The 19,440-nt window shown below is 61.7% G+C and carries 17 protein-coding genes; 8 read left to right on the forward strand and 9 right to left on the reverse strand.

Features of this window, described 5'->3' with window-relative positions:
* The first annotated feature begins 72 nt into the window (after positions 1-72).
* The 6 genes from M2103_RS05705 to M2103_RS05730 all read left to right on the forward strand — a co-directional run bounded on the left by M2103_RS05705 (position 73) and on the right by M2103_RS05730 (position 6,917).
* A complete protein-coding gene (locus tag M2103_RS05705; protein WP_277509319.1) occupies positions 73-756 on the forward strand; it encodes a CerR family C-terminal domain-containing protein in 684 nt (227 codons plus the stop codon).
* Positions 753-1,760: a secretion protein HlyD gene (hlyD, locus tag M2103_RS05710; RefSeq protein WP_277509320.1), complete on the forward strand. Its 1,008-nt coding sequence runs from the start codon at positions 753-755 to the stop codon at positions 1,758-1,760. The genes M2103_RS05705 and hlyD overlap by 4 nt, the downstream gene beginning before the upstream one ends.
* 72 nt (positions 1,761-1,832) lie before the next feature.
* A complete protein-coding gene (locus M2103_RS05715; RefSeq protein ID WP_277509321.1) occupies positions 1,833-3,635 on the forward strand; it encodes an ATP-binding cassette domain-containing protein in 1,803 nt (600 codons plus the stop codon).
* Positions 3,636-3,790: 155 nt separating this feature from the next.
* Entirely contained in the window at positions 3,791-4,366 is a 576-nt protein-coding gene (locus M2103_RS05720) for a transposase (RefSeq protein ID WP_277509322.1), read from the forward strand.
* A 147-nt stretch (positions 4,367-4,513) separates the two neighbouring features.
* On the forward strand, positions 4,514-5,677 hold the full coding sequence (locus M2103_RS05725) for an ABC transporter permease (RefSeq protein ID WP_277509323.1): 1,164 nt from the start codon (positions 4,514-4,516) through the stop codon (positions 5,675-5,677).
* Between the two features lie 124 nt (positions 5,678-5,801).
* Complete coding sequence (locus M2103_RS05730; RefSeq protein WP_277509324.1) at positions 5,802-6,917, forward strand: ABC transporter permease; 1,116 nt, start codon at positions 5,802-5,804, stop codon at positions 6,915-6,917.
* 33 nt (positions 6,918-6,950) lie between these two features.
* On the opposite strand, the gene M2103_RS05735 is transcribed toward M2103_RS05730, so the two are convergent.
* From M2103_RS05735 to M2103_RS05770, 8 genes are all read right to left on the reverse strand, one after another.
* On the reverse strand, positions 6,951-7,859 hold the full coding sequence (locus tag M2103_RS05735) for a homocysteine S-methyltransferase family protein (protein ID WP_277509326.1): 909 nt from the start codon (positions 7,857-7,859) through the stop codon (positions 6,951-6,953).
* Between the two features lie 145 nt (positions 7,860-8,004).
* Positions 8,005-9,183, reverse strand: a complete 1,179-nt coding sequence (locus M2103_RS05740) for an aminotransferase class I/II-fold pyridoxal phosphate-dependent enzyme (RefSeq protein WP_277509329.1) — start codon at positions 9,181-9,183, stop codon at positions 8,005-8,007.
* 31 nt (positions 9,184-9,214) lie between these two features.
* Complete coding sequence (locus M2103_RS05745) at positions 9,215-9,703, reverse strand: Lrp/AsnC family transcriptional regulator (RefSeq protein WP_277509331.1); 489 nt, start codon at positions 9,701-9,703, stop codon at positions 9,215-9,217.
* Between the two features lie 116 nt (positions 9,704-9,819).
* Positions 9,820-10,902 carry a zinc-binding dehydrogenase gene (locus tag M2103_RS05750; protein WP_277509332.1) on the reverse strand — a complete coding sequence of 361 codons (1,083 nt, stop codon included), beginning with the start codon at positions 10,900-10,902 and terminating at the stop codon, positions 9,820-9,822.
* A 112-nt stretch (positions 10,903-11,014) separates the two neighbouring features.
* Positions 11,015-12,286, reverse strand: coding sequence for an MFS transporter (locus M2103_RS05755; protein WP_277509334.1), 1,272 nt, complete (start codon positions 12,284-12,286; stop codon positions 11,015-11,017).
* A gap of 125 nt (positions 12,287-12,411) precedes the next feature.
* Complete coding sequence (gene alr, locus M2103_RS05760; protein ID WP_277509335.1) at positions 12,412-13,563, reverse strand: alanine racemase; 1,152 nt, start codon at positions 13,561-13,563, stop codon at positions 12,412-12,414.
* Positions 13,564-13,605: 42 nt separating this feature from the next.
* A complete protein-coding gene (locus M2103_RS05765; RefSeq protein ID WP_277509336.1) occupies positions 13,606-14,271 on the reverse strand; it encodes a peptidase M22 in 666 nt (221 codons plus the stop codon).
* Entirely contained in the window at positions 14,268-15,548 is a 1,281-nt protein-coding gene (locus tag M2103_RS05770) for a class I SAM-dependent rRNA methyltransferase (RefSeq protein WP_277509337.1), read from the reverse strand. The genes M2103_RS05765 and M2103_RS05770 overlap by 4 nt, the downstream gene beginning before the upstream one ends.
* A gap of 343 nt (positions 15,549-15,891) precedes the next feature.
* Here M2103_RS05770 and lpxD point away from each other — a divergent pair, with 343 nt between their 5' ends.
* On the forward strand, positions 15,892-16,938 hold the full coding sequence (lpxD, locus tag M2103_RS05775) for a UDP-3-O-(3-hydroxymyristoyl)glucosamine N-acyltransferase (RefSeq protein WP_277509338.1): 1,047 nt from the start codon (positions 15,892-15,894) through the stop codon (positions 16,936-16,938).
* Between the two features lie 31 nt (positions 16,939-16,969).
* Complete coding sequence (locus M2103_RS05780) at positions 16,970-17,920, forward strand: ribose-phosphate pyrophosphokinase (RefSeq protein WP_277509339.1); 951 nt, start codon at positions 16,970-16,972, stop codon at positions 17,918-17,920.
* A 184-nt stretch (positions 17,921-18,104) separates the two neighbouring features.
* On the opposite strand, the gene M2103_RS05785 is transcribed toward M2103_RS05780, so the two are convergent.
* Positions 18,105-19,391 (reverse strand): glucose-1-phosphate adenylyltransferase, encoded by a 1,287-nt coding sequence (locus M2103_RS05785; protein WP_277509340.1) that lies wholly within the window; start codon positions 19,389-19,391, stop codon positions 18,105-18,107.
* Positions 19,392-19,440: the final 49 nt, after the last annotated feature.

Genomic DNA, 19,440 nt, shown 5'->3' on the forward strand with positions numbered 1-19,440 from the left:
ATGCGCGCGGCAAATCACTGGCATTAAACAAATGATTGACTGATTTAAACAATCGTTTAAATCCATTCGGCCATGACCCGGACATCCTCCGCAAAACCAGCCCCGTCCGCCGCCCCCGAAACCGCGCGCGAAAAACTTCTCGCCTCGGCGCTCCGCGTGTTTGGCGAATGCGGCTACGACGGCGCCTCCATCCGCGACATCGCCCGCGACGCAAACACCAACGTCGCGCTTGTCTCCTATCATTTCGGGGGCAAGGAGCAGCTCTACAAGGAGCTCCTTCGCTCCATCGTGGTGAACCGCGTGCAGGCCGCCCTGGACAGGTTCACCGCCGCATACGGGGACGAGCGCATCCAGAATCCGTCGCGCGCGGACGCCCGCGACATGCTCAAGACGCTGCTGGGCGGCTTTGCAAACAACGCATTGAGTTCGGGTGAAATACTGCTGGCCGCCAGGTTGATTGTCCGGGAGCAAACGCAACCCACCGCCGGTTTCGACATCGTGTTTGGCAGCGGCATGGAGACATTGCACAAAACGGTCACCCGGCTTTTTGGCATCGCAACGGGACGAAACCCCGAAACGCAGGAGTGCATTATCCGCGCGCACATGCTTTTCGGGCAAATCCTCTCATTCGTGTTCGCCAACGCCGCGATCTGCCGCCGGCTCGGAAAGAACACGCTGGACCGACAAACCCGCGCTACGATCTCCGCCATTTTAAGCGAAAACATCGACAAACTCGCCAAACCCGCACGCACATGAAACGCAAAATCCCCCTCATTCTTTTTCTCGCCGCCGCCGCCGGCTTGGGCGCGTGGTTCTGGCACTCGTCCCTCGAAAAACAGGACGCCACGCACCTCACGCTCCACGGCAATGTCGATATCCGCGAAGTGAATCTCGGCTTTCGCGTTTCCGGCCGCGTCACCGAAATCCTCAAGGACGAGGGCGACCCCGTCGCGCCCGGCGAGACAATTGCCCGCATTGACGCCGCGCCCTACGAGCAGGAAGTCGCGCAAGCCGGTGCCGCGCTCGCCGCCGCCGAGGCCGAGCTCGCGCGCCTCACCGCGGGCTACCGCGTCGAGGAAATCGCGCAGGCCCGGGCCACCGTCAACGAACTCGAAGCCACGCTCGCAAACAATCAGGTCAACGCAAAGCGCATCGCCGAGCTTCTCAGGCAAAACGCCTCCACCCAGCAAGACCACGACAATGCGGCCACCGCCGTCCTCACCGCCGAAAAGCGACTCCAGTCCGCCAGGGCCGCCCTCGACCTGATGCTCGCCGGGTATCGCGCCGAGGACATCGAAAAAGCCCGCGCCCAAGTCGCGCAAAACCGCGCCGCGCTCGAAACCGCGCGTATCCGATTGTCGGATACAACACTCGCCGCCCCCTCCGCCGGCACCGTTTCCACGCGCGCGCTCGAACCCGGCGCCATCGCGCAGGCGGGGGCAACCGTCTTCACGCTTTCGCTCGACAACCCCGTCTGGCTGCGCGCCTACATCAACGAACCCGACCTCGGCAAAATCGCGCCCGGCATGACCGTGGATGTTTTCACCGACTCGCGTCCCGGAAAACCCTATCAGGGCAAAATCGGCCACATCTCCCCGCGCGCCGAGTTCACACCCAAAACCGTCCAGACCGAAAGCCTGCGCACCACGCTCGTCTATCGCCTTCGCATCACCGTCACAAACCCCGACAACATGCTCCGGCAGGGTATGCCGGTCAGCGTGCGCGTTGCGCCCGCTGAAAATGAGAAATTAGAAAGGTGAAAGGTGAAAAAACACACAGGCAATTCAGCCCGCCGGCTTTCACCTTTCACCTTTCACACTTCACCTTTCCCCATGTCCCCCGCCGTCCACATCACCGATCTCACGCGCCGCTTCGCCGGCATGTCCGCGCCCGCGCTTGATCGCGTCAATGCGGCCATCCACACGGGCCGCATCACCGGACTTGTCGGTCCCGACGGCGCGGGCAAAACCACGCTCATGCGCATCATCGCCGGACTCCTCGAGCCCGACTCCGGCGCGATTCGCGTGTTCGACCGGGACCCGATTCGCGATGCCGCCGGGCTTCGCGGCATTATCGGTTACATGCCGCAAAAGTTCGGCCTCTACGAAGACCTCAGCGTTATCGAAAACCTCACCTTTCACGCCGACCTGCGAAATGTCGTCGGTGTCGAACGCGACGAAACCTTTGCGCGTCTCCTCAAGTTCACCGACCTCGCGCGCTTCACCGACCGCCTCGCCGGAAAACTTTCCGGAGGCATGAAACAAAAGCTCGGCCTCGCCTGCGCGCTCCTCGGCACGCCGCGCCTGCTCCTCCTCGACGAGCCCGGCGTCGGCGTCGATCCCATCTCGCGCCGCGAACTCTGGCGCATGGTCGGCGAACTCGCCACCGACGGCATCGCGATCATTTGGAGCACCGCCTATCTCGACGAAGCCGAACGCTGCGACGACGTCCTCCTGCTCAACGAAGGCAAACCGCTCTACGCCGGCCCGCCCCGCGACCTCACCCGCCGCATGGAGGGCCGCTGTTTCACAATCGCCGCCCCCGCCGAAACCCGCCGCGAAAAACTCGCCGAACTCGCCGCGAACCCGCAAATCCTCGACGCCACCATCCAGGCGCAAAACATCAGAATCGTTACGCGCGGTGATGCCGCGCTAATGAAGAATGAAAAATGTGGAATGGAAAATGCCCAAGCCAACAGCCCGCAAGACTCCACCACCGGCGCGGAGGCGCCCCATTTTTCATTATCCATTATTCATTCTTCATTAGGCGGTGAAACCGCCGCCACTGCCGCCGCCCCGCGTTTTGAGGACGCGTTCATGGACATTCTCGGAGGCGCGCAATCCGGCAATTCATCGCTCACGCGCATCCTTCGCGACATTCCCCGTGACGGAAAAACCGTGATCGAAACCCGCGACCTCACGCGCAAGTTCGGCAGCTTCACCGCCGCCGACCACATCAACCTCAACATCAAGCGCGGCGAAATCTACGGACTCCTCGGCCCCAACGGCGCGGGCAAATCCACGACATTCCGAATGCTCTGCGGACTCCTCAAGCCGACTGGCGGGGAAGCCAGCGCCGCGGGCATCGACCTTGCGCACAGTCCCGCGCGCGCCCGCCAGCGCATCGGTTACATGGCGCAAAAATTCTCGCTCTACGGAAACCTCACCGTCGCGCAAAACCTCTCGTTTTTCTCCGGTGCCTACGGACTCCACGGCACCGCGCAACGCGACGCCATCGCCGCCGTCACGGACTGCTTTCACCTCGCGCCCCATCACAACACAAAAGCCGACATCCTTTCGCTCGGTTACAAGCAACGCCTCGCGCTTGCCTGCGCGGTGATGCACGGCCCCGACATACTTTTCCTCGACGAGCCCACCTCCGGCGTCGATCCCGTCACGCGCCGCGAATTTTGGATGCACATCTACGCGGCGGTTCAACGCGGCGTCACAGTGATGGTCACAACGCACTTCATGGACGAAGCCGAATACTGCGACCGCATCGGCCTGGTTTACCGCTCCAAGCTCATCGCCACCGGAACGCCCGAGGCCCTCAAACGCCAGGCCGCCAGCGCGGAAACCCCGACGCCGACGATGGAGGATGCGTTTATCGCGCTCGTGGAAAGGAGCGGCTCATGAAACTTTGGAGTGCGGTGGCAGAGCGAAGCGGCGACACCGCTTTGAGCAACTTACGCCAGCTTTCCCATTCACCCATAACAAAGCGGTATCGTCGCCCGCTTGCGTTCCCTCCGTCATCGCATTCCGAATGATTAATCACCAACGCCCTCCCCCCAATGCAAACAACACGTCACATTCACGCCATCTCATGGCCGCATGCCCCGGAGCACAGACTGCGCGAAGCAGGCACATATTTTGTCACTGCCGGCACTTATAACAAACAACACTACTTTCAAGAACCACAACGCCTCGACGTGTTGCAACGCGGACTTCTTCAAGTTTCCGCCGAGCATGGCTGGACGCTTGAGGCGTGGGCGATATTTTCAAACCACTATCACTTTGTCGCCCATGCGCCGGAGAAATCCGAGGACGCGAACAGCCTTCGCGCGATGATCTCCCTGCTGCACGAGAAAACAGCAAAGTGGATAAACAAACTGGACGACGTGCCGGCGCGCAAAGTCTGGCACAATTATTGGGAGACGCGCTTATCTTACGAAAAGTCGTATCACGCGCGCCTCAATTACACACATCAAAATCCCGTGAAACACGGTTTGGTTCCGGTTGCCAGCCAGTATCCTTGGTGTTCCGCCGGATGGTTCGAAACCACAGCAAGTGCCTCGCAAATTAAAACCATCTACAGTTTCAAAACCGACAAATTAAACGTTCCCGATGAATATGAACCGATACGCTGATTCCCCTCTTTGGAGTGCGGCGGCAGAGGCCGCAGGCCGGCGACGCCGCTTTGAACATTTCCCGATTATTGGTTTGCGCACGCACAGCAAAGCGGTGTCGCCGCTGCGCTCTGCCACCGCACTCCAAAAAAAGGCACCGCACTCGCCATGAACATTTGTTCGTCATTTTCCCTTCGCCGCCTGCGCGCGCTTTGCCGCAAGGAAACGATTCAGATTGTTCGCGATCCGACGAGCATCCTCATCGCGTTTATTTTGCCCGTCGTCATGCTGTTTATTTTTGGCTACGGCATCAATCTCGACACCGGCGTCACACGCATCGGGCTCATCTGCGAGGACACTTCGGCTGATGCGCGCCAGTTCGCCGCCAGCCTCACCGGCTCGCCTTATCTTGATGTCACCGATTACGCCTCGCACGCCTCCGCGGCCGAGGCGCTGACGCGCTCGCGCATTCGCGGCTTCGTTGTGATTCCCTCCGATTTTTCCGCAAAAATACGCCGCGCCGAATCCGCGCTCGCCGCGGGCGAACCGCCCGAGCCCGCGCCGCTCTTGGTCGTCACCGACGGCACCGAGCCCAACACCGCAAACTTCGTCCAGGCCTACGCGCGCGGCGCATGGCAAAACTGGCTCGCGCAACGCGCCGCCGCCCGCGGCCAATCCATGCCGCCCGCGATCTCCGTCGAAAGCACGTTTTGGTATAACCCGAGCGCCGAAAGCCGCAACTATCTCATCCCCGGCTCGATCACCCTCATCATGACCGTGATCGGCGCGCTGCTCACCGCGCTCGTCGTCGCGCGCGAATGGGAGCGCGGCACGATGGAGTCGCTTCTCTCGTCGCCCGTCTCGCGCCTCGAAATCCTGCTCAGCAAAATAATCCCCTACTACCTGCTCGGCATGATCGTGCTCCTGCTCTGCATCGCCGTGGCGCATTTTGTCATGGGCGTGCAATTCCGCGGCTCGCTGCCGCCCCTTCTCGCCTGCGGCTCGCTGTTTCTGCTCAGCGTGCTCGGCATGGGGCTGCTGTTTTCAACGGCCACGCGCAACCAGTTCAACGCCGCCCAAATCGCCCTCATCGCGGCATTCCTCCCCGCGATGATGCTCTCGGGTTTTCTCTTTGAAATCAGTTCAATGCCCGCGCCCATCCGCGCCGTGACCAGCGTCATACCCGCGCGTTATTTTGTGACCTCAATCCAGACGCTTTTCCAAGTCGGCGACTCCTGGCGCACCTTGCTTTACCCGCTGCTTTTCCTCACCGGCACCGCCGCGCTCTTCATCGGCCTCACAGCCAAACTCACCCGCAAACGACTCGAGTAGAAATTTTCGATTTTCGATTCTCGATTTTCGATTGCGCGCTACCGCGCGGTCTCGAAATCGAAAACGGAGCGGTAGCTCCCAATCGAAAATCGAGAATCGAGAATCGAAAATCCAAAATTCCTCCATGTTCCGCCGCCTCATCACACTCATCCGCAAGGAGCTTCAAATCGTCCTCGGCGACAAACAAAGCCGGATGCTTCTTATCATGCCTGTGATCCTGCAAGTCGCGATCTTCCCGCTCGCCGCCACGCTCGAAATCAAAAACGCGGCGCTCGCCATCTACGACCAGGACCGGGGACCCGCCGCCATCGAGCTCACGCAACGCCTCCGCGCGCAAGCCGTCACCTTCACCGAGTTCATCGACATCGACAACCCGCGACAACTCAACGACACCATCGAGCATCAGCGCGCGCTTGCCGTTGTCCGCATACCGTCCGATTTTTCCGCGCAAATCGCGCGCGCAAACGGCGCCCCGCAACTCCAGATCCTGCTCGACGGACGCCGCACCAACGCCGGGCAAATCGCCGCCGGCTACATCCAGCAAATCGTGCAAGACTACCAGCGTGACCTCGCCTCCGCGCGCAACACCGCGACCGCGCCCTCCGAGCTCGTCGTGCGAAACTGGTTCAATCCGAATCTCGACTACATCAACTTCATCATGCCCAGCCTCATCGCGCTCATCACGACGCTGGGCGTGCTCATCGTCACGACGCTCTCCGTCGCGCGCGAACGCGAGCAAGGCACCTTCGACCAGCTCCTCGTTTCCCCCTACACGCCGGAGATGATCATGGCCGGCAAAATCGTGCCGGCGATCCTCATCGCGTCATTCCAAGCCGCGCTCATCCTGCTCGCCGCCGTTTTCATTTACCACGTTCCGTTTCAAGGCAGCCTCGTCATCCTCTGCCTCGGCACCATCCTCTACGCGCTCGCGCTCGCCGGAGTCGGCCTCTTCGTCTCGTCGCTCTGCGCGACGCAGCAGCAGGCCTTTCTCGGCATGTTCGCGTTCATGATGCCCGCGATGATGCTCTCCGGTTTCGCCGCCCCGATTGAAAACATGCCCGTGTGGCTGCAACATATAACCTGGATAAACCCGATCCGCCATTTCATGGAAGTGGTGAAGGCGGTTTACCTGAAAGACGCCACGGTCGCCCATGCCGCGCAACTCGCCTGGCCGCTGCTCGTCATCTGTGCGATCACACTCACCAGCGCCGCCGTGCTCTTCCGCAAAAAAGCCGCGTGAGGCAATCACCTCCCCACCCTCGCCTCGCGACAATCACGCCTTTGCTTTTTTGTTATGCGCGGCGGATGCTGAAATGTGCGCCGGTGTGGTGCCGCAGCAGCCGCCGACGATGCGCGCGCCGAGCGTGATGTATCGCGCGGCCGCTTCCGCAAAGGCGGCGGGCGTGGTTGCGTAGGTGATTTGTCCGGTGGCGGGATCATGCGCGGGCGACCCGGCGTTGGGTTGCGCGATCACGGGAATGCCGTGCGCGGCCGCGACGAGTTCGGCGGCCAGATTCGCGTAATCCTCTAGCGAAAGTTGCGTGCCGCAATTCGCACCAACGACGCTTGCCCCGGCGTCAAGCGCGGCCTGAACCGCAACCGCGGGCGAGGCGCCCATCATGGTGCGAAAACCGGCGGGCGTGTGCTGAAATGCAAAGGTGGAAATGACAAATTGCGCGCCGGCTTCGCGCGCGGCCTCAACGGCCAGCGCCGCCTCGGCGGGATCGGACATTGTTTCGACAAGGATCGCATCCGCGCCCCCCTCGACAAGCGCGGCGGCCTGCGCGAGAAAAGCATCTCGAGCGGCACCGGGCTCGCTTTCGCCGTAGGGTTCGAGGATGCCGCCAAAAGGGCCCATGTCGCCAAGCACCCACGCATGGTCGCCGGCGACTTCGCGGGCGAGGCGCACCGCGTTGCGGTTGATGTCGGCGGCGCGCGAATCGAGGCCGTGCGAGGCAAGCGAAAGCGTGGTGCCGCCGAAGGTGTTTGTGGTGAGCAGATCGGCGCCGGCCTCGTGATAGCGTTGATGGACGAGCTGGACGCGCTCGGGGTGATCGAGCACCCAGCGTTCGCAGGACTCGCCGGGTTGCAGGCCGAGTTGCTGGAGTTGCGTGCCCGTGGCGCCGTCGCATTGGAGCGGGCGGGCGGCGAGGGTGGCAAGAAGACGATCGGTGCGGGTCATGGGAATGCGAACTGTGGAGCGAGGAATGCCGGTTGACAATCTTGCGAATCGCCTAATCCCCAAAACCTGAAAGCGGCAGATTGGCAAATTGCGTGGAGCAAGCAATCCACTCGCGCCACGCAATTCAATCAAGACGCTCGGAAGCTCATCGTTTGGCGCCCACAAACCGCTCCATGCGATCACACGCATCGATGAGCTGCTCGTAGCTGGTTGCAAAACAGGCGCGCACATGACCCGCGCCGTTTTCGCCGAAAGCCTGCCCTGGCACCACGGCGACTTTTTCCCTTTCGAGCAACTGCACGGCGAATTGCTTTTCGTCGAGGCCGGTCGCGGTGACATTCGGGAATGCGTAGAACGAGCCGCGCGGCGAGTGGCATTTCAGGCCGATCTCGTTGAAGCGGCGCACGACCAAATCGCGGCGGCGATGGTATTGCTCGCGCATCCGGCACACGTCGTCCCATCCGTGGGTGAGCGCCTCGATTGCGGCCTCCTGCGAGATGATCGACGCGCACATCATCGAGTATTGGTGCACTTTCATCATCGCGTCCACGAGCACGGCGGGGCCGCACGCGTAGCCGATGCGCCAGCCGGTCATCGCAAATGCCTTCGAAAATCCGTGCAGGAAAACCGTGCGCTCCGCCATGCCCGGCAGGCTCGCGATGCTCGTGTGCACGCCGTCGAAGGTAAGCTCGGAATAAATCTCGTCGCTCAGCACGAGCATGTCTTTTTCGCGGCAGAACTCGGCAATTTTTTCCAATTGCTCGCGTGTGCACGTGCCGCCGGTCGGGTTGCACGGCAGGTTGAGCATGAGGATTTTTGCGCCGGGCTGCCATGCGGCGCGAAGCGCCTCGGCAGTCAGCGCAAAGTTGTCCTTCGCATAGGTCGGCACGGCGATGCCGGTGCCGTGAACGAGCGTCACGCTCGGATGATACGACACGTAGCAAGGCTGGTGAAACATCACCTTGTCGCCCGGATTGCAGAACGCGCGGAACGCCAGGTCGACCGCCTCGCTCACGCCGACGGTCACGAGAACCTGGTTGTCGGGACTGTATTCGACGCCGAAGTGTTCGGCCACGTATTTCGAAATCGCGCGGCGCAACTCGATCAGGCCGAGGTTTGCCGTGTAGTAGGTTTTGCCGTGCTCGAGCGCGTAGATTGCCGCCTCGCGCACGCGCCACGGCGTCACGAAATCGGGTTCGCCCACGCCGAGCGAGATCACGTCCTGCCCCTTCATTTTGGCAACCAGGTCGAAAAAATCGCGGATGCCGCTTTTGGGCAGCGTGGCCACGTGGCCCGCCACCCACTTGTTTGGGTCGGTGCTCATTTTAATTCAAGTGCTCCTCACTGGTTTGGGGTTATGGCGAAACGGTGAGGCGGGATGAATTGTCCTCGTCGCTGTCAAGCAGGTAGCCCTGCTCCTTGTAACAACGCAGTATGAAATGCGTGGCCGTCGAGAGCACGCCCTCGACCGTGGACAATTTTTCCGACACGAACGACGCGACCTTTTGCAGGGACGCGCCGCGCACGAACACCAGCAGGTCGTAACGCCCCGACATCAGGTAGCACGACTCGACCTCGTCGAATTTTGCGAGGCGCTCGGCGAAGCGGTTGAACCCGCCGCCGCGCTCCGGCGTGACCTTGACCTCGATTACGGCGCGCACCGCGGCGGCTGCGGCGGCCTCGCGCGAGAGATCGAGCACCGGACGCCAGCCGAGGAAGATTTTATCTTTCTTCAACTGTTCCAGGTGCTGTTCGACTTCGGCGGGCGAAATGCCCGCGACCTGCGCCATTTGCGCGGTCGAGAGGCTGCCGCCTTCGAGTAACAGTTTTAGAACAGGATTCATGGTGAGGCGCGCACAATCACGAAACGCTGTCCGCGTTGCCACACAAAAATGCAAAATAAAACGCGGGAAACGGGAGTGGCTCGACGAAGCCGGCAAGCCGCCAACAGGCCTTCATGTCAGGCAAGTTCCTCGTCGAAACAGACGGCGACCTTGCCGCAGCGGCCGGAGGCCATGAGCGCGTAGGCGTCGTTGACTTTTTCGAGCGGGAAACGGTGTGTGATCAACTCGGCGGGATGCAGGTTCCAGCGCACGAGACGCTCGACAAGCTCCTCCATGCGCCAGATCGAGGTGACCCAGGAACCGTAAAGCGTTTTCTGATCGTGAATCATGTCGGGCGAGGGATTCATTTCCAATCTGCCACCCTCCCCTATCATGACCATGCGGCCCCATTTGCGCGTGGCGCGCAGCGCGGTGTTGCGCGCGCTTGCGTTGGCAGAGCACTCGACCGCGCGCTCGACACCGTGGCCGCCCGTGAGCGCGCGCACCTCGTCGACGTTGTCGGGGCCGGAGCGCAGCACTTCGTCGCAGAGGCCGAGGTCGCGCGCGATTTTCAGGCGGTCGTCAATCACGTCGATGCCGATGATTTTGCGCGCGCCGAGTTTGCGGCAAAGCGCGCCGGCGGCCAATCCCACGGGGCCGAGGCCGGTGATGAGCACGGCGTCGTTTCCGCTAATGCCAATTTTTTCGAGCCCCTCGTAAACGGTGCCGAAGCCGCACGCGACTTGCGCGCCGTCAGCGTAGCTAAGCGAGTCGGGCAGATGGACGAGGTCCTTTTCCTCGGCGAGCAGATAGTCGGCCATGCCGCCGTCGCGCTGCCATCCGTAGGCGCGGCGGAACTTTTCGCTGGTGCAGGAGATCATGTAACCGCGCCGGCAGTCGTTGCACACACCGCAGCCGGAAATGTGATACACGATCACGCGATCGCCCTCGCGGAAGCGACGGCATCCGGGCCCGGCCTTGACGATCTGTCCGCAGGGTTCGTGCCCGGCGACCATGCCGTCCTGGTAACCTTCGGGGCCCTTGCCGAGGTGCTCGTGATAAATGCAGCGGATGTCGGAGCCGCAAATGGTGGAGCATTTCATGCGGATGAGGACTTCGCCATGGCCGGGTTGCGGGACGCGGCGCGCCTCAAGTTTGGCGGTGCTGTTGCCGGGCAGCGTGGCCGCGGACATTTCTTCGGGGATGTTGATCGATATCATGGATGGTGAGGGGAAAGGGTCACAAGGGGGCAGTAACTCAACGATGTCTTCGTGTTTATTGATTTCTCATCAACGTATGGGCGCGCCGGTTGATTGCAACGACACTTTCAATTCACCGTTTTATAAGGAAGCCGACCGCCGCGCCGCAGGCGGAAAGAAACGCGACAAAAAGGAAGACGAGCGATGTGTTTTCGCCGCCGCTGTTGGCAACGGGGTCGTGCTGCACCAGCCAGCCGATCAGCGGTCCGCAAAGGCCGGCGATGAGATAGGCGAAGAAATCCATGATGCCAATCGCCGTGCTCGTGTTGGCGCGCCCGAGCAAATCGGGGGCCATCGCCCAGAACGCGGATTGCGAGCCGCAGCCGAAAAATCCGAGAAACAAAAGGATGGGCATCGCGGCCCAGTGGCCGAACGGCAGCAGGTATTGGATAACCGCGAGAATCGCCGCCACGTTCATGAAAATCACGATGACACCGGATTTGCGCGAACCGAAAAAGCGGTCCGAAACCCAGCCGCTGGCAAACGCGCCCAGGGCCATGCCCGCCGGAAGCCCCAGGCTCGCCCACACCCCGCCGCCGGAGCCGTCCCCGTCGAGAAAATACACGGGCACCCAGATCAGCAGCGCGAAGCGCACGGCGTTTTGAAAACCGATCGCGAGGCTGGCGAGCAACAGTTCGCGGTTGCCGAGAATCGCGAGGTGGCGCCTCCATTGCGGCGCGCCGGCGCCCGCGCGCCGCAATGTCGCGCGGACGTTTTCGGGCGGCGCCTCGTCCTCCAGGTTTTCAAAGCCGAGGTCGGAGGGATGATCGCGCGACATTCGCCACACGGCGAGCGCGCCCAGCGGCATGAGCAGCACAGGCAGGCGGAACAGCCAGCGCCAGTTGAGGCCGAGCCCGTCGATGACAAAAATTGAGACGCCGAACGCCAGCACCGAGGCGAGGCCCGCCGAAAGCGAAAACAGCCCAAAGGCGAAACCGCGCTCGCGCGGCCCCCACCAGTTTGCGACGAGCCGCGTGCCGGGCGCCCAACCCATGCTTTGCGCGAGTCCGTTCAGGCTCCAGCCGGCGAAGAGCGTGACGAAGCCGGTCGCGAAACTGGTCACCCAGTTCAGCGCGAAGGACAGGAGCGCGCCGGCGGTCATCATCCGGCGTCCGCCGATCCGGTCGCCCGCGCCGCCGCTGAAAATCTGCCCGAGCGCATACGCCCAAAGCATGCCCGCGGACGCCCAACCGAGCAGTTCCTTGCTCATGCCAAGCTCTTCGGAAATGCCGGGAATCGCAAACCCGAGCGCGTGGCGTCCGGTGTAATAAAACAGGTAGCAAATCATCACCGCGACGAGCACACGCCATTGCGCGCGCCGGAAGTGTGTGTGGTGGGTGTGCATGTTCGGCAATTATTTTAAACGCGAATGGATGCGAATGCCCCCATGTTTGCCCTCATGGCTCCCCGCATGGATTCAACCGCGGCATGGTGTTCAAAAATGAACGAACCTCGAAGGCGCATGCGCAGTCAAACCCCCAGCACGGTTTTATACAATCGCGGCACGCGTTTTGTCACGGAGCACAGGGTTTCCCATGGGATCGTGTCGGCGGCGTGGCTAAACTCGCTGATCGTGATTTCGGCGCCATCCTGTCGTCCGATAATAACGCATTCGTCCCCGCTGGCGACCTTGGTCATCGTCGGGATGTCGGTGATGTCGATGACGGTTTGGTCCATTGTCACGCGGCCGAGAACCGGACAACGAATACCGTGCACCAAAACGCTTGCGCGATTGCTCACCGAGCGAGGGATGCCGTCTCCGTAACCCGCGGTAAGAACGGCCACCTTGCTGTCGCGCCGGAGCGTGTGCGTGCTGCCGTAGCTGATGCCCGTGCCAAGCGGCAGTTTTTTCACGATGCCCACGCGCGTTTTGAAGCTGAAGGTCGGCTCCGTTTTCACGTGCGCCAAAAGTCCGTCGCGCCCCGGCACAATGCCAAATTGAAGCAGGCCGATGCGCACCGCGTTGAACGGCCCGGCAGCCTCGAGCGTGTCGAGCCCGGCGCTGTTGTCCGCGTGCACAAAAAGCTGCGAAAGATCGAGTTTCGGGCAGCATGCCAGCGCCTTCAAAAACCGTTTTCGCTGTTCATCCGTGAACGAGGCATCCTCGTCGGGGCTTGCGAAATGGGTGTAAACGCCGCCGAGCCTGATGTTGGGCGAGGCGAGGATTTCCGCGCACAATTTTTCCGCGCATTCATGCCAGATGCCCGCGCGGCCCATGCCGGTGTCGATTTTCAGGTGCACGGTGACGGGCCTGCCCGCCGCGCGTCCGACCGCGTCGAAACGCCGCACCTCGTCACTCGTCGAAACGGTCACGATCAAATCGTATTCGACCAGATACCGGTCCTCCTCCGGCAAAAGCGGCGAGAGCAGCAGGATCGGCCAGCCGGGGCCGATCTCGCGCAACGACGCGGCCTCGGCGAGATTCGCCACGGCAAACAAATCCGCGCCGGCGTGCATGAGGCGCGCGGCGACCTGCTGCAAACCGTGTCCGTAGGCGTCGGCTTTCACGACCGCCACGTAGCGCATGTGCGGCGGCAACGACGCGCGGATGAGGCGCAAGTTGCGCTCAAGCGCGGCCAGGTCGATCTCTGCCCAGCAACGGAGTGGAAGTCGTGATTTCATTTTGGTTTCAGGTATGGCTGCTTGCCGCGGGTTTTCAAGGCGTCAACCCGCCTGGTGAATTCGCGGCGTCCAGGTTTGGTAAACGGGTTCCTCGTGCAAAAACGCATCCGGCTCGGGCGCGGGGGCGAACAACGGCTCGCCAGCGAGCGCGGACAGCATCGTTTCGAGCGCGTAGGGCGTGACGCGCACATCGGGCGGCAGCGGAGTCCAGTTGCGAAAATGTTCAGGCATCGCGAGCGCGCCGTCCAGCTCCGACGTCGGCACGCGGCGCAGCGCGGAAACGCGGCCGCCGGCGTCGATGCCGACATGGTGCCATGTGTCGCGGCGCGCGTCGGCGATGAGCGAGAGGTTGCGGGCGTTTTCCGTTTTCGCGAGGAAGCGCGCCGCGAGCGCGAGGCTGCAATACGAATACACCGGTCGTTCGCGCAACACGCGCCACGCGCGCAGCGCGACCGCCGCCGTGCGGATGCCGAGCACCGAGCCGGGGCCGTCGCAAAAAACAAACGCGGCCACGCCGTCGAGCTTGAGCGATGCGCGGGCGAGAAGTTTTTCGGCACATGAAAATATCGCCGTGCCCGCCTCGCCGGTTTGCGTTTCCCAGAGCGCGTCATTGTCCGCGCGCAACAGCGCGAGTTGCACGCGCGCCGACGCGGAATCGATCAGCAGCGCGGGGCCGGTTTGCGTGATTTGTGACAACGTCGTGCTCATGCCACGCGACTCCACAAAACTTTCAGGTAACGGCTGTCGAGGCAGTTTGAATACACCGGATGATCCGGGCCGGGGCCCGCGCGGTCGAAAAATTGCAGGCGGCGACCCAGGCGATGCGCGGCCTTGATCACGTGCTGCTCGAAATCCTCAAGGCTCAACAAACCCGAGCACGAGCACGTCACGAAGATGCCGCCCGGTTTCACGAGGCTGATTGCGAGCTGGTTGAGGTCCTCGTATTTCTGGCGGCCCTCCCAGTTGCCGGACTCGTCGCGCGTGAAAATAAATTTCGGCGGATCGAGCACGACGACGTCCCATTTTTCCCCGTTGGTCTGCATCTGACGCGCGTAGGCGAACGCGTCGGCGTGCACGAATTTTATGCGCGCCTGGTTGAGATTCGCGTTGCGCTTGGCCTGCGCGATGGCGGCCTCGTCGAGATCGACGGCGGTGACATCGTCCGCGCCGCCCGTGATTTTTGCGGAGAGCGAAAAACCGCCCGTGTAGCTGCACAGGTCGAGCACGCGCGCGCCTTTTGTGAAGCGCGCGAGCGCGCGTCGGTTCTCGCGCTGGTCGCAGAAAAAGCCTGTCTTGTGCCCCTCGGCGAAATCGACCTCGTAGCGGATTCCGTTTTCGCGGATCTTCACGCGGCGCGGCGCGGCGGCGTTGGTTTCGTTAAAGACGGACGGCTTGATGCCCTCGAGCGAGCCGATGTCGTGATCGACATGCACGCGCGCAAACTTTGTCCCGGCGAGTTCGTGCAACAAGGGCAGCCAGCGCGGCAGGCGTTGCGCGATGCCGAACGAATACACATCGCAGAAAAGCGTGTCGGCGTAGCGGTCGATCGTCAGCCCGCTGAGGCCGTCGCCGTCGGAGTTGATCAGGCGGTAGGCGTCGGTCGTTTCGTCGAGCTTGAACAAATCGCGGCGCAGTTCCACGGCGCGGCGGATGGCCTGCTCGAAATATGCCTCGCCCGCGTCACCGCCGGCGGCGTCCGCGCCGTGGGCTACCACGCGCAGCACGATTTTCGCGCGCGGATTATACAAACCCGCGCCAAGCGGATAACCCGCCTTGTCGTAAACCGTGACGAGGTCGCCCGGTTTGGCGTCGGGCGAAACCGCCCCGAGCAGGCGCGGAAAAATCGCGGGCTGAAACGTGAAATATTTTAGCTGCGCCCAAGGCCGGCGGCGTTCCTCGCGCGGAGGAGGCGGCGGTTGCGGTTGCGCGGGCGCGGATTTTGGGCGCGTCGCGTCGGGAGCGGGCTTTTGCGAATCGTTCGGCATGTCGTATGCGCGAGACTTTGAGCAAAGCGGGCCGCCGTTGCCGAGATTTTTTCATTATTTCGGAAAGGAACACAGAGGACACTGAGGACCACAGAGAACAGTGAGGCCATCAAGACTGCCACGCTTGCACGCAAGCTATCACTGAATGGATTTTTTAAATTAAAACAGAACCCTCGCGTGAAACCAACCGATCAGCCGGACGGGCCTCCCTAAACTCTGTGGTCCTCAGTGTCCTCTGTGTTCCTTATTTCCGAAGAAAACGCTCCCCTTGCCGCCGCAAATCGAAACCGTTTTGGATTATTCATTGCCACGCAAACCCGCGCGCGCACTGTGTCTGGCAATCATGGATATTTCGTTCACCACGGCTCAAATCGCAGAAATCGTAAAACCCATTTCCACGCGCGGCTCCACCAACCTGCCCGTCCGCGGCATCGCATCGCTCGGCGAGGCGCGGGCCGGCGACCTGACATTTCTCGGCAACCCGAAATACAAACCCGAGGTCGCCGCCACCGCCGCGAGCGTTGTGCTCCTGCCAGCCGACTACGAGGGCGAACCCAAACCCGGCCAGCTTTTCATCATCGTCAAAAATCCCTCGGTCGCCATCGCGCAACTTTGCGCGCGCGTCGAACAACTCCTTTGGCCCAAACCCGCGCCCGGCATTCATCCGAGCGCCATCATCGACCCCGGCGCGAACATCGCCGCCAGCGCCTCCATCGGGCCGCTTTGCGTGATCGAAAGCGGCGCGGTCATCGGCGAACGCGCGCACATCGAGGCGCAGTGCTTCGTCGGCCGCAACGCGCGCATCGGCGACGATTGCTGGATCAAGACCGGCGCGCGCATCGCCTCCGAATGCGAACTGCGCAACCGCGTGCGCCTCCAGTCCAACGTCGTCGTCGGCTCCGACGGCTTCGGATACGAACTCGTCGGGGGCCGCCACGAAAAAGTGCCGCAGGTCGGCAATGTTGTCATCCACGACGACGTCGAAGTCGGCGCGGGCACGACCATCGACCGCGCGCGTTTCAGCCGCACCGAAATCGGCGAGGGCACCAAAATCGACAACCTCGTGCAGATCGCGCACAACGTCATCATCGGCAAACACTGCCTCGTGTGCGCGCAAACCGGCATCTCCGGCAGCACCGTGCTCGAGGATTACGTCGTGCTCGCCGGCCAGGTCGGCCTCGGCGGCCACATCCGCGTGGGCAAGGGCGCCGTCCTCACCGCGCAAGCCGGCGCGGCGGGCGACGTTCCCGCCGGTGCGAAGCTGAAAGGCACGCCCGGCACACCCTACATGCTGGAGCAGCGCATAAATATTCTCCGCCAGCGTTTGCCCGAACTTTTCCAGCGCGTGGGCGAATTGGAAAAACAATTTAAAAATTCTGCTTCCGCATAAGCTCCCCAAACGTATAAACAACCTTTTCCACATGAGCGCAAAATCAGGGCTGAAAATTTTTTCGGGCAACGCAAACAAGCCTCTCGCCGAGGCGATTTGCCAGAGCATCGGCGTGCCGCTCGGCACCGCGAAGGTGACCACGTTTCCCGACGGCGAAACCTTCGTCAAAATCGACGACAATGTGCGCGGACAGGATGTGTTCATCATCCAGCCCACCTGCCCGCCCACGAACCATCACCTGATGGAACTGCTCATCATGATCGACGCGGCCAGGCGCGCCTCGGCCGCGCGCATCACCGCCGTCATACCCTTTTACGGTTACGCGCGCCAGGATCGCAAGGACCAGCCGCGCGTGCCCATCACCGCGAAACTCGTCGCCAACCTGCTCACCGCCGCCGGCGCGAACCGCGTGCTCACCATGGATCTGCACTGCCAGCAAATCCAGGGCTTCTTCGACATCCCCGTCGATCATCTCTACGCGTCGCCCGTTTTCTTCGACTATCTCAACAAGCTCGACAAATCGAATCTCGTCGTCTGCTCGCCCGATGTCGGCGGCCTCAAAATGGCCGCGGCCTACGCGGACATCCTCGGCGCGGGCCTCGGCTTCGTCGCGAAAAAACGCCGCTCCGCGACGCGCGTCGAGGCGACCAACATCGTCGGTGAAGTGAAAGGCTGCGACGTGCTCCTCGCCGACGACATCACGGAAACCGCCGGCACGCTTGTCGCCGCCGCCACGATGCTCCGCGAAAGCGGCGCCCGCTCCGTGCGCGCCGCGGTGAGCCACTGCGTGCTCAACGAAATCGCCTACGAACGCCTGCGCAACGGCCCGATCGACGAACTCATCACGACCAATTCGGTGCCCACCGACCCGCGCGACCTGAACATCACCGTGCTCAGCATCGCCGGCCTGCTCGGCAACGCGATCATGCGCATCAGCAACAACGAAAGCGTTTCGAGCCTGTTCCAGATCAAAGGGTTTTAACCGAATTTTGAAATTGAGCGACCGTTCTTGTTAGGACGGTCGCTCAGGAATCGTCGCATCTGTTGCCCGTAATTCCCGTCGCGTTCGCCAAGCGCGTCCGTCCAATGACGGACGCGGTTTAATTTACACAGCAACGCAAAGGAGTCGGCGTTTCCCACTCCCCGTCCGCGACGATGTTTTTAGATCACAGCACCGTGTTGCTCGGCACGACGCAGCTCTTCGGCACAATCAACACGCCGTCGCGAACCATGACGCCGTGCGCGTAGGTGCCGTCGGACTTGTTCGCGGGCGAAAGTTTCACGTTGTCGCCGATGCGCGCGTTCTTGTCGATAATTGAGCCGCGAATGTCGCAACCGTGCCCGAGCCCGAGCAACGGGATGCCCTGTCGCGCGTTCATCGCGGACTGTTCGGGCGTCTCGTAATAATCCGCGCCCATCATGACCACGTCCTCAAGGCGGCAACCCTTGCGAATAAACGAGCGGATGCCGAGCACGCTGTGCTTGATAAACGAATCCTCCACGATCGAACCGTCGCCGATGACCGTGTAATCGACATCGCACTTGTTGATCTTCGAGGCCGGCAGATAATTCTCGTGCGTGTAGATCGGCGATTGCTCGTCGAAAAAGTTGAACGGCGGCAGCGGTTGCGCAAGCGCGAGGTTGGCGTCGAAAAATGCCTTTACCGTCCCGATGTCCTCCCAATAGCCCTCAAAAATGTGCGAATACAAACGGCGGCGTCCGAGCAGGCTGGGAATGACTTCCTTGCCGAAGTCCGTCATCGTGTTGTTGAGCGCCTCGGCAATGACCGCGCGGTTGAAAACATAAATGCCCATCGACGCGAGACAGTGCTTTTCGTCCTTGCTGGTCTGCTGGAGCTTGTTGTGCACGGCGTCGCTGATTGTGAACTTGCTGATGACCGCCGGGTCCTTGGGTTTCTCCACGAACTCGGCGATGGAAAGATCGTCTTCCACGCGCATCAAGCCCAGCCCCTCGACCTTGGACACCGGGCACGGAATCGCCGCAATCGTCACATCGGCGTTGGTCTCGATGTGCTGGTTGATTATCTTGCGAAAATCCATCCGGTAAAGCTGGTCGCCCGAAAGAATGAGCACCAGGTCGTGAGGAAAATTGCGGAAGTGTTGCAGGTTGCGCCGCACCGCATCCGCCGTGCCCTGATACCAGTCGGCGCATTTCTCGGTCTGCTCCGCGGACAAAAGATCGACAAACCCGCCGCCGAACGGATCAAAGCGATAGGTGTTTTGAATATGGCGGTGCAGCGATGCCGTGTTAAACTGCGTTAGCAAAAAAATGCGGTTCAGCCCCGAGTTAAGACAGTTGCTGATCGGAATATCGACCAGTCGATACTTGCCGGCAAGAGGCACCGCCGGTTTGCATCGTTCCATTGTCAAAGGGTAGAGACGAGTTCCGCGCCCGCCGCCCATAATCACCGAGATAACTTTTTGTGTCGCCATGGTTGTATGCTATTAAGGTATGTTTTTTCTGATAGGGCTGAAGTGTCAC

Origin of the sequence: Ereboglobus sp. PH5-5 (genome assembly GCF_029504805.1) — a bacterium.
Lineage (GTDB): Bacteria > Verrucomicrobiota > Verrucomicrobiia > Opitutales > Opitutaceae > Ereboglobus.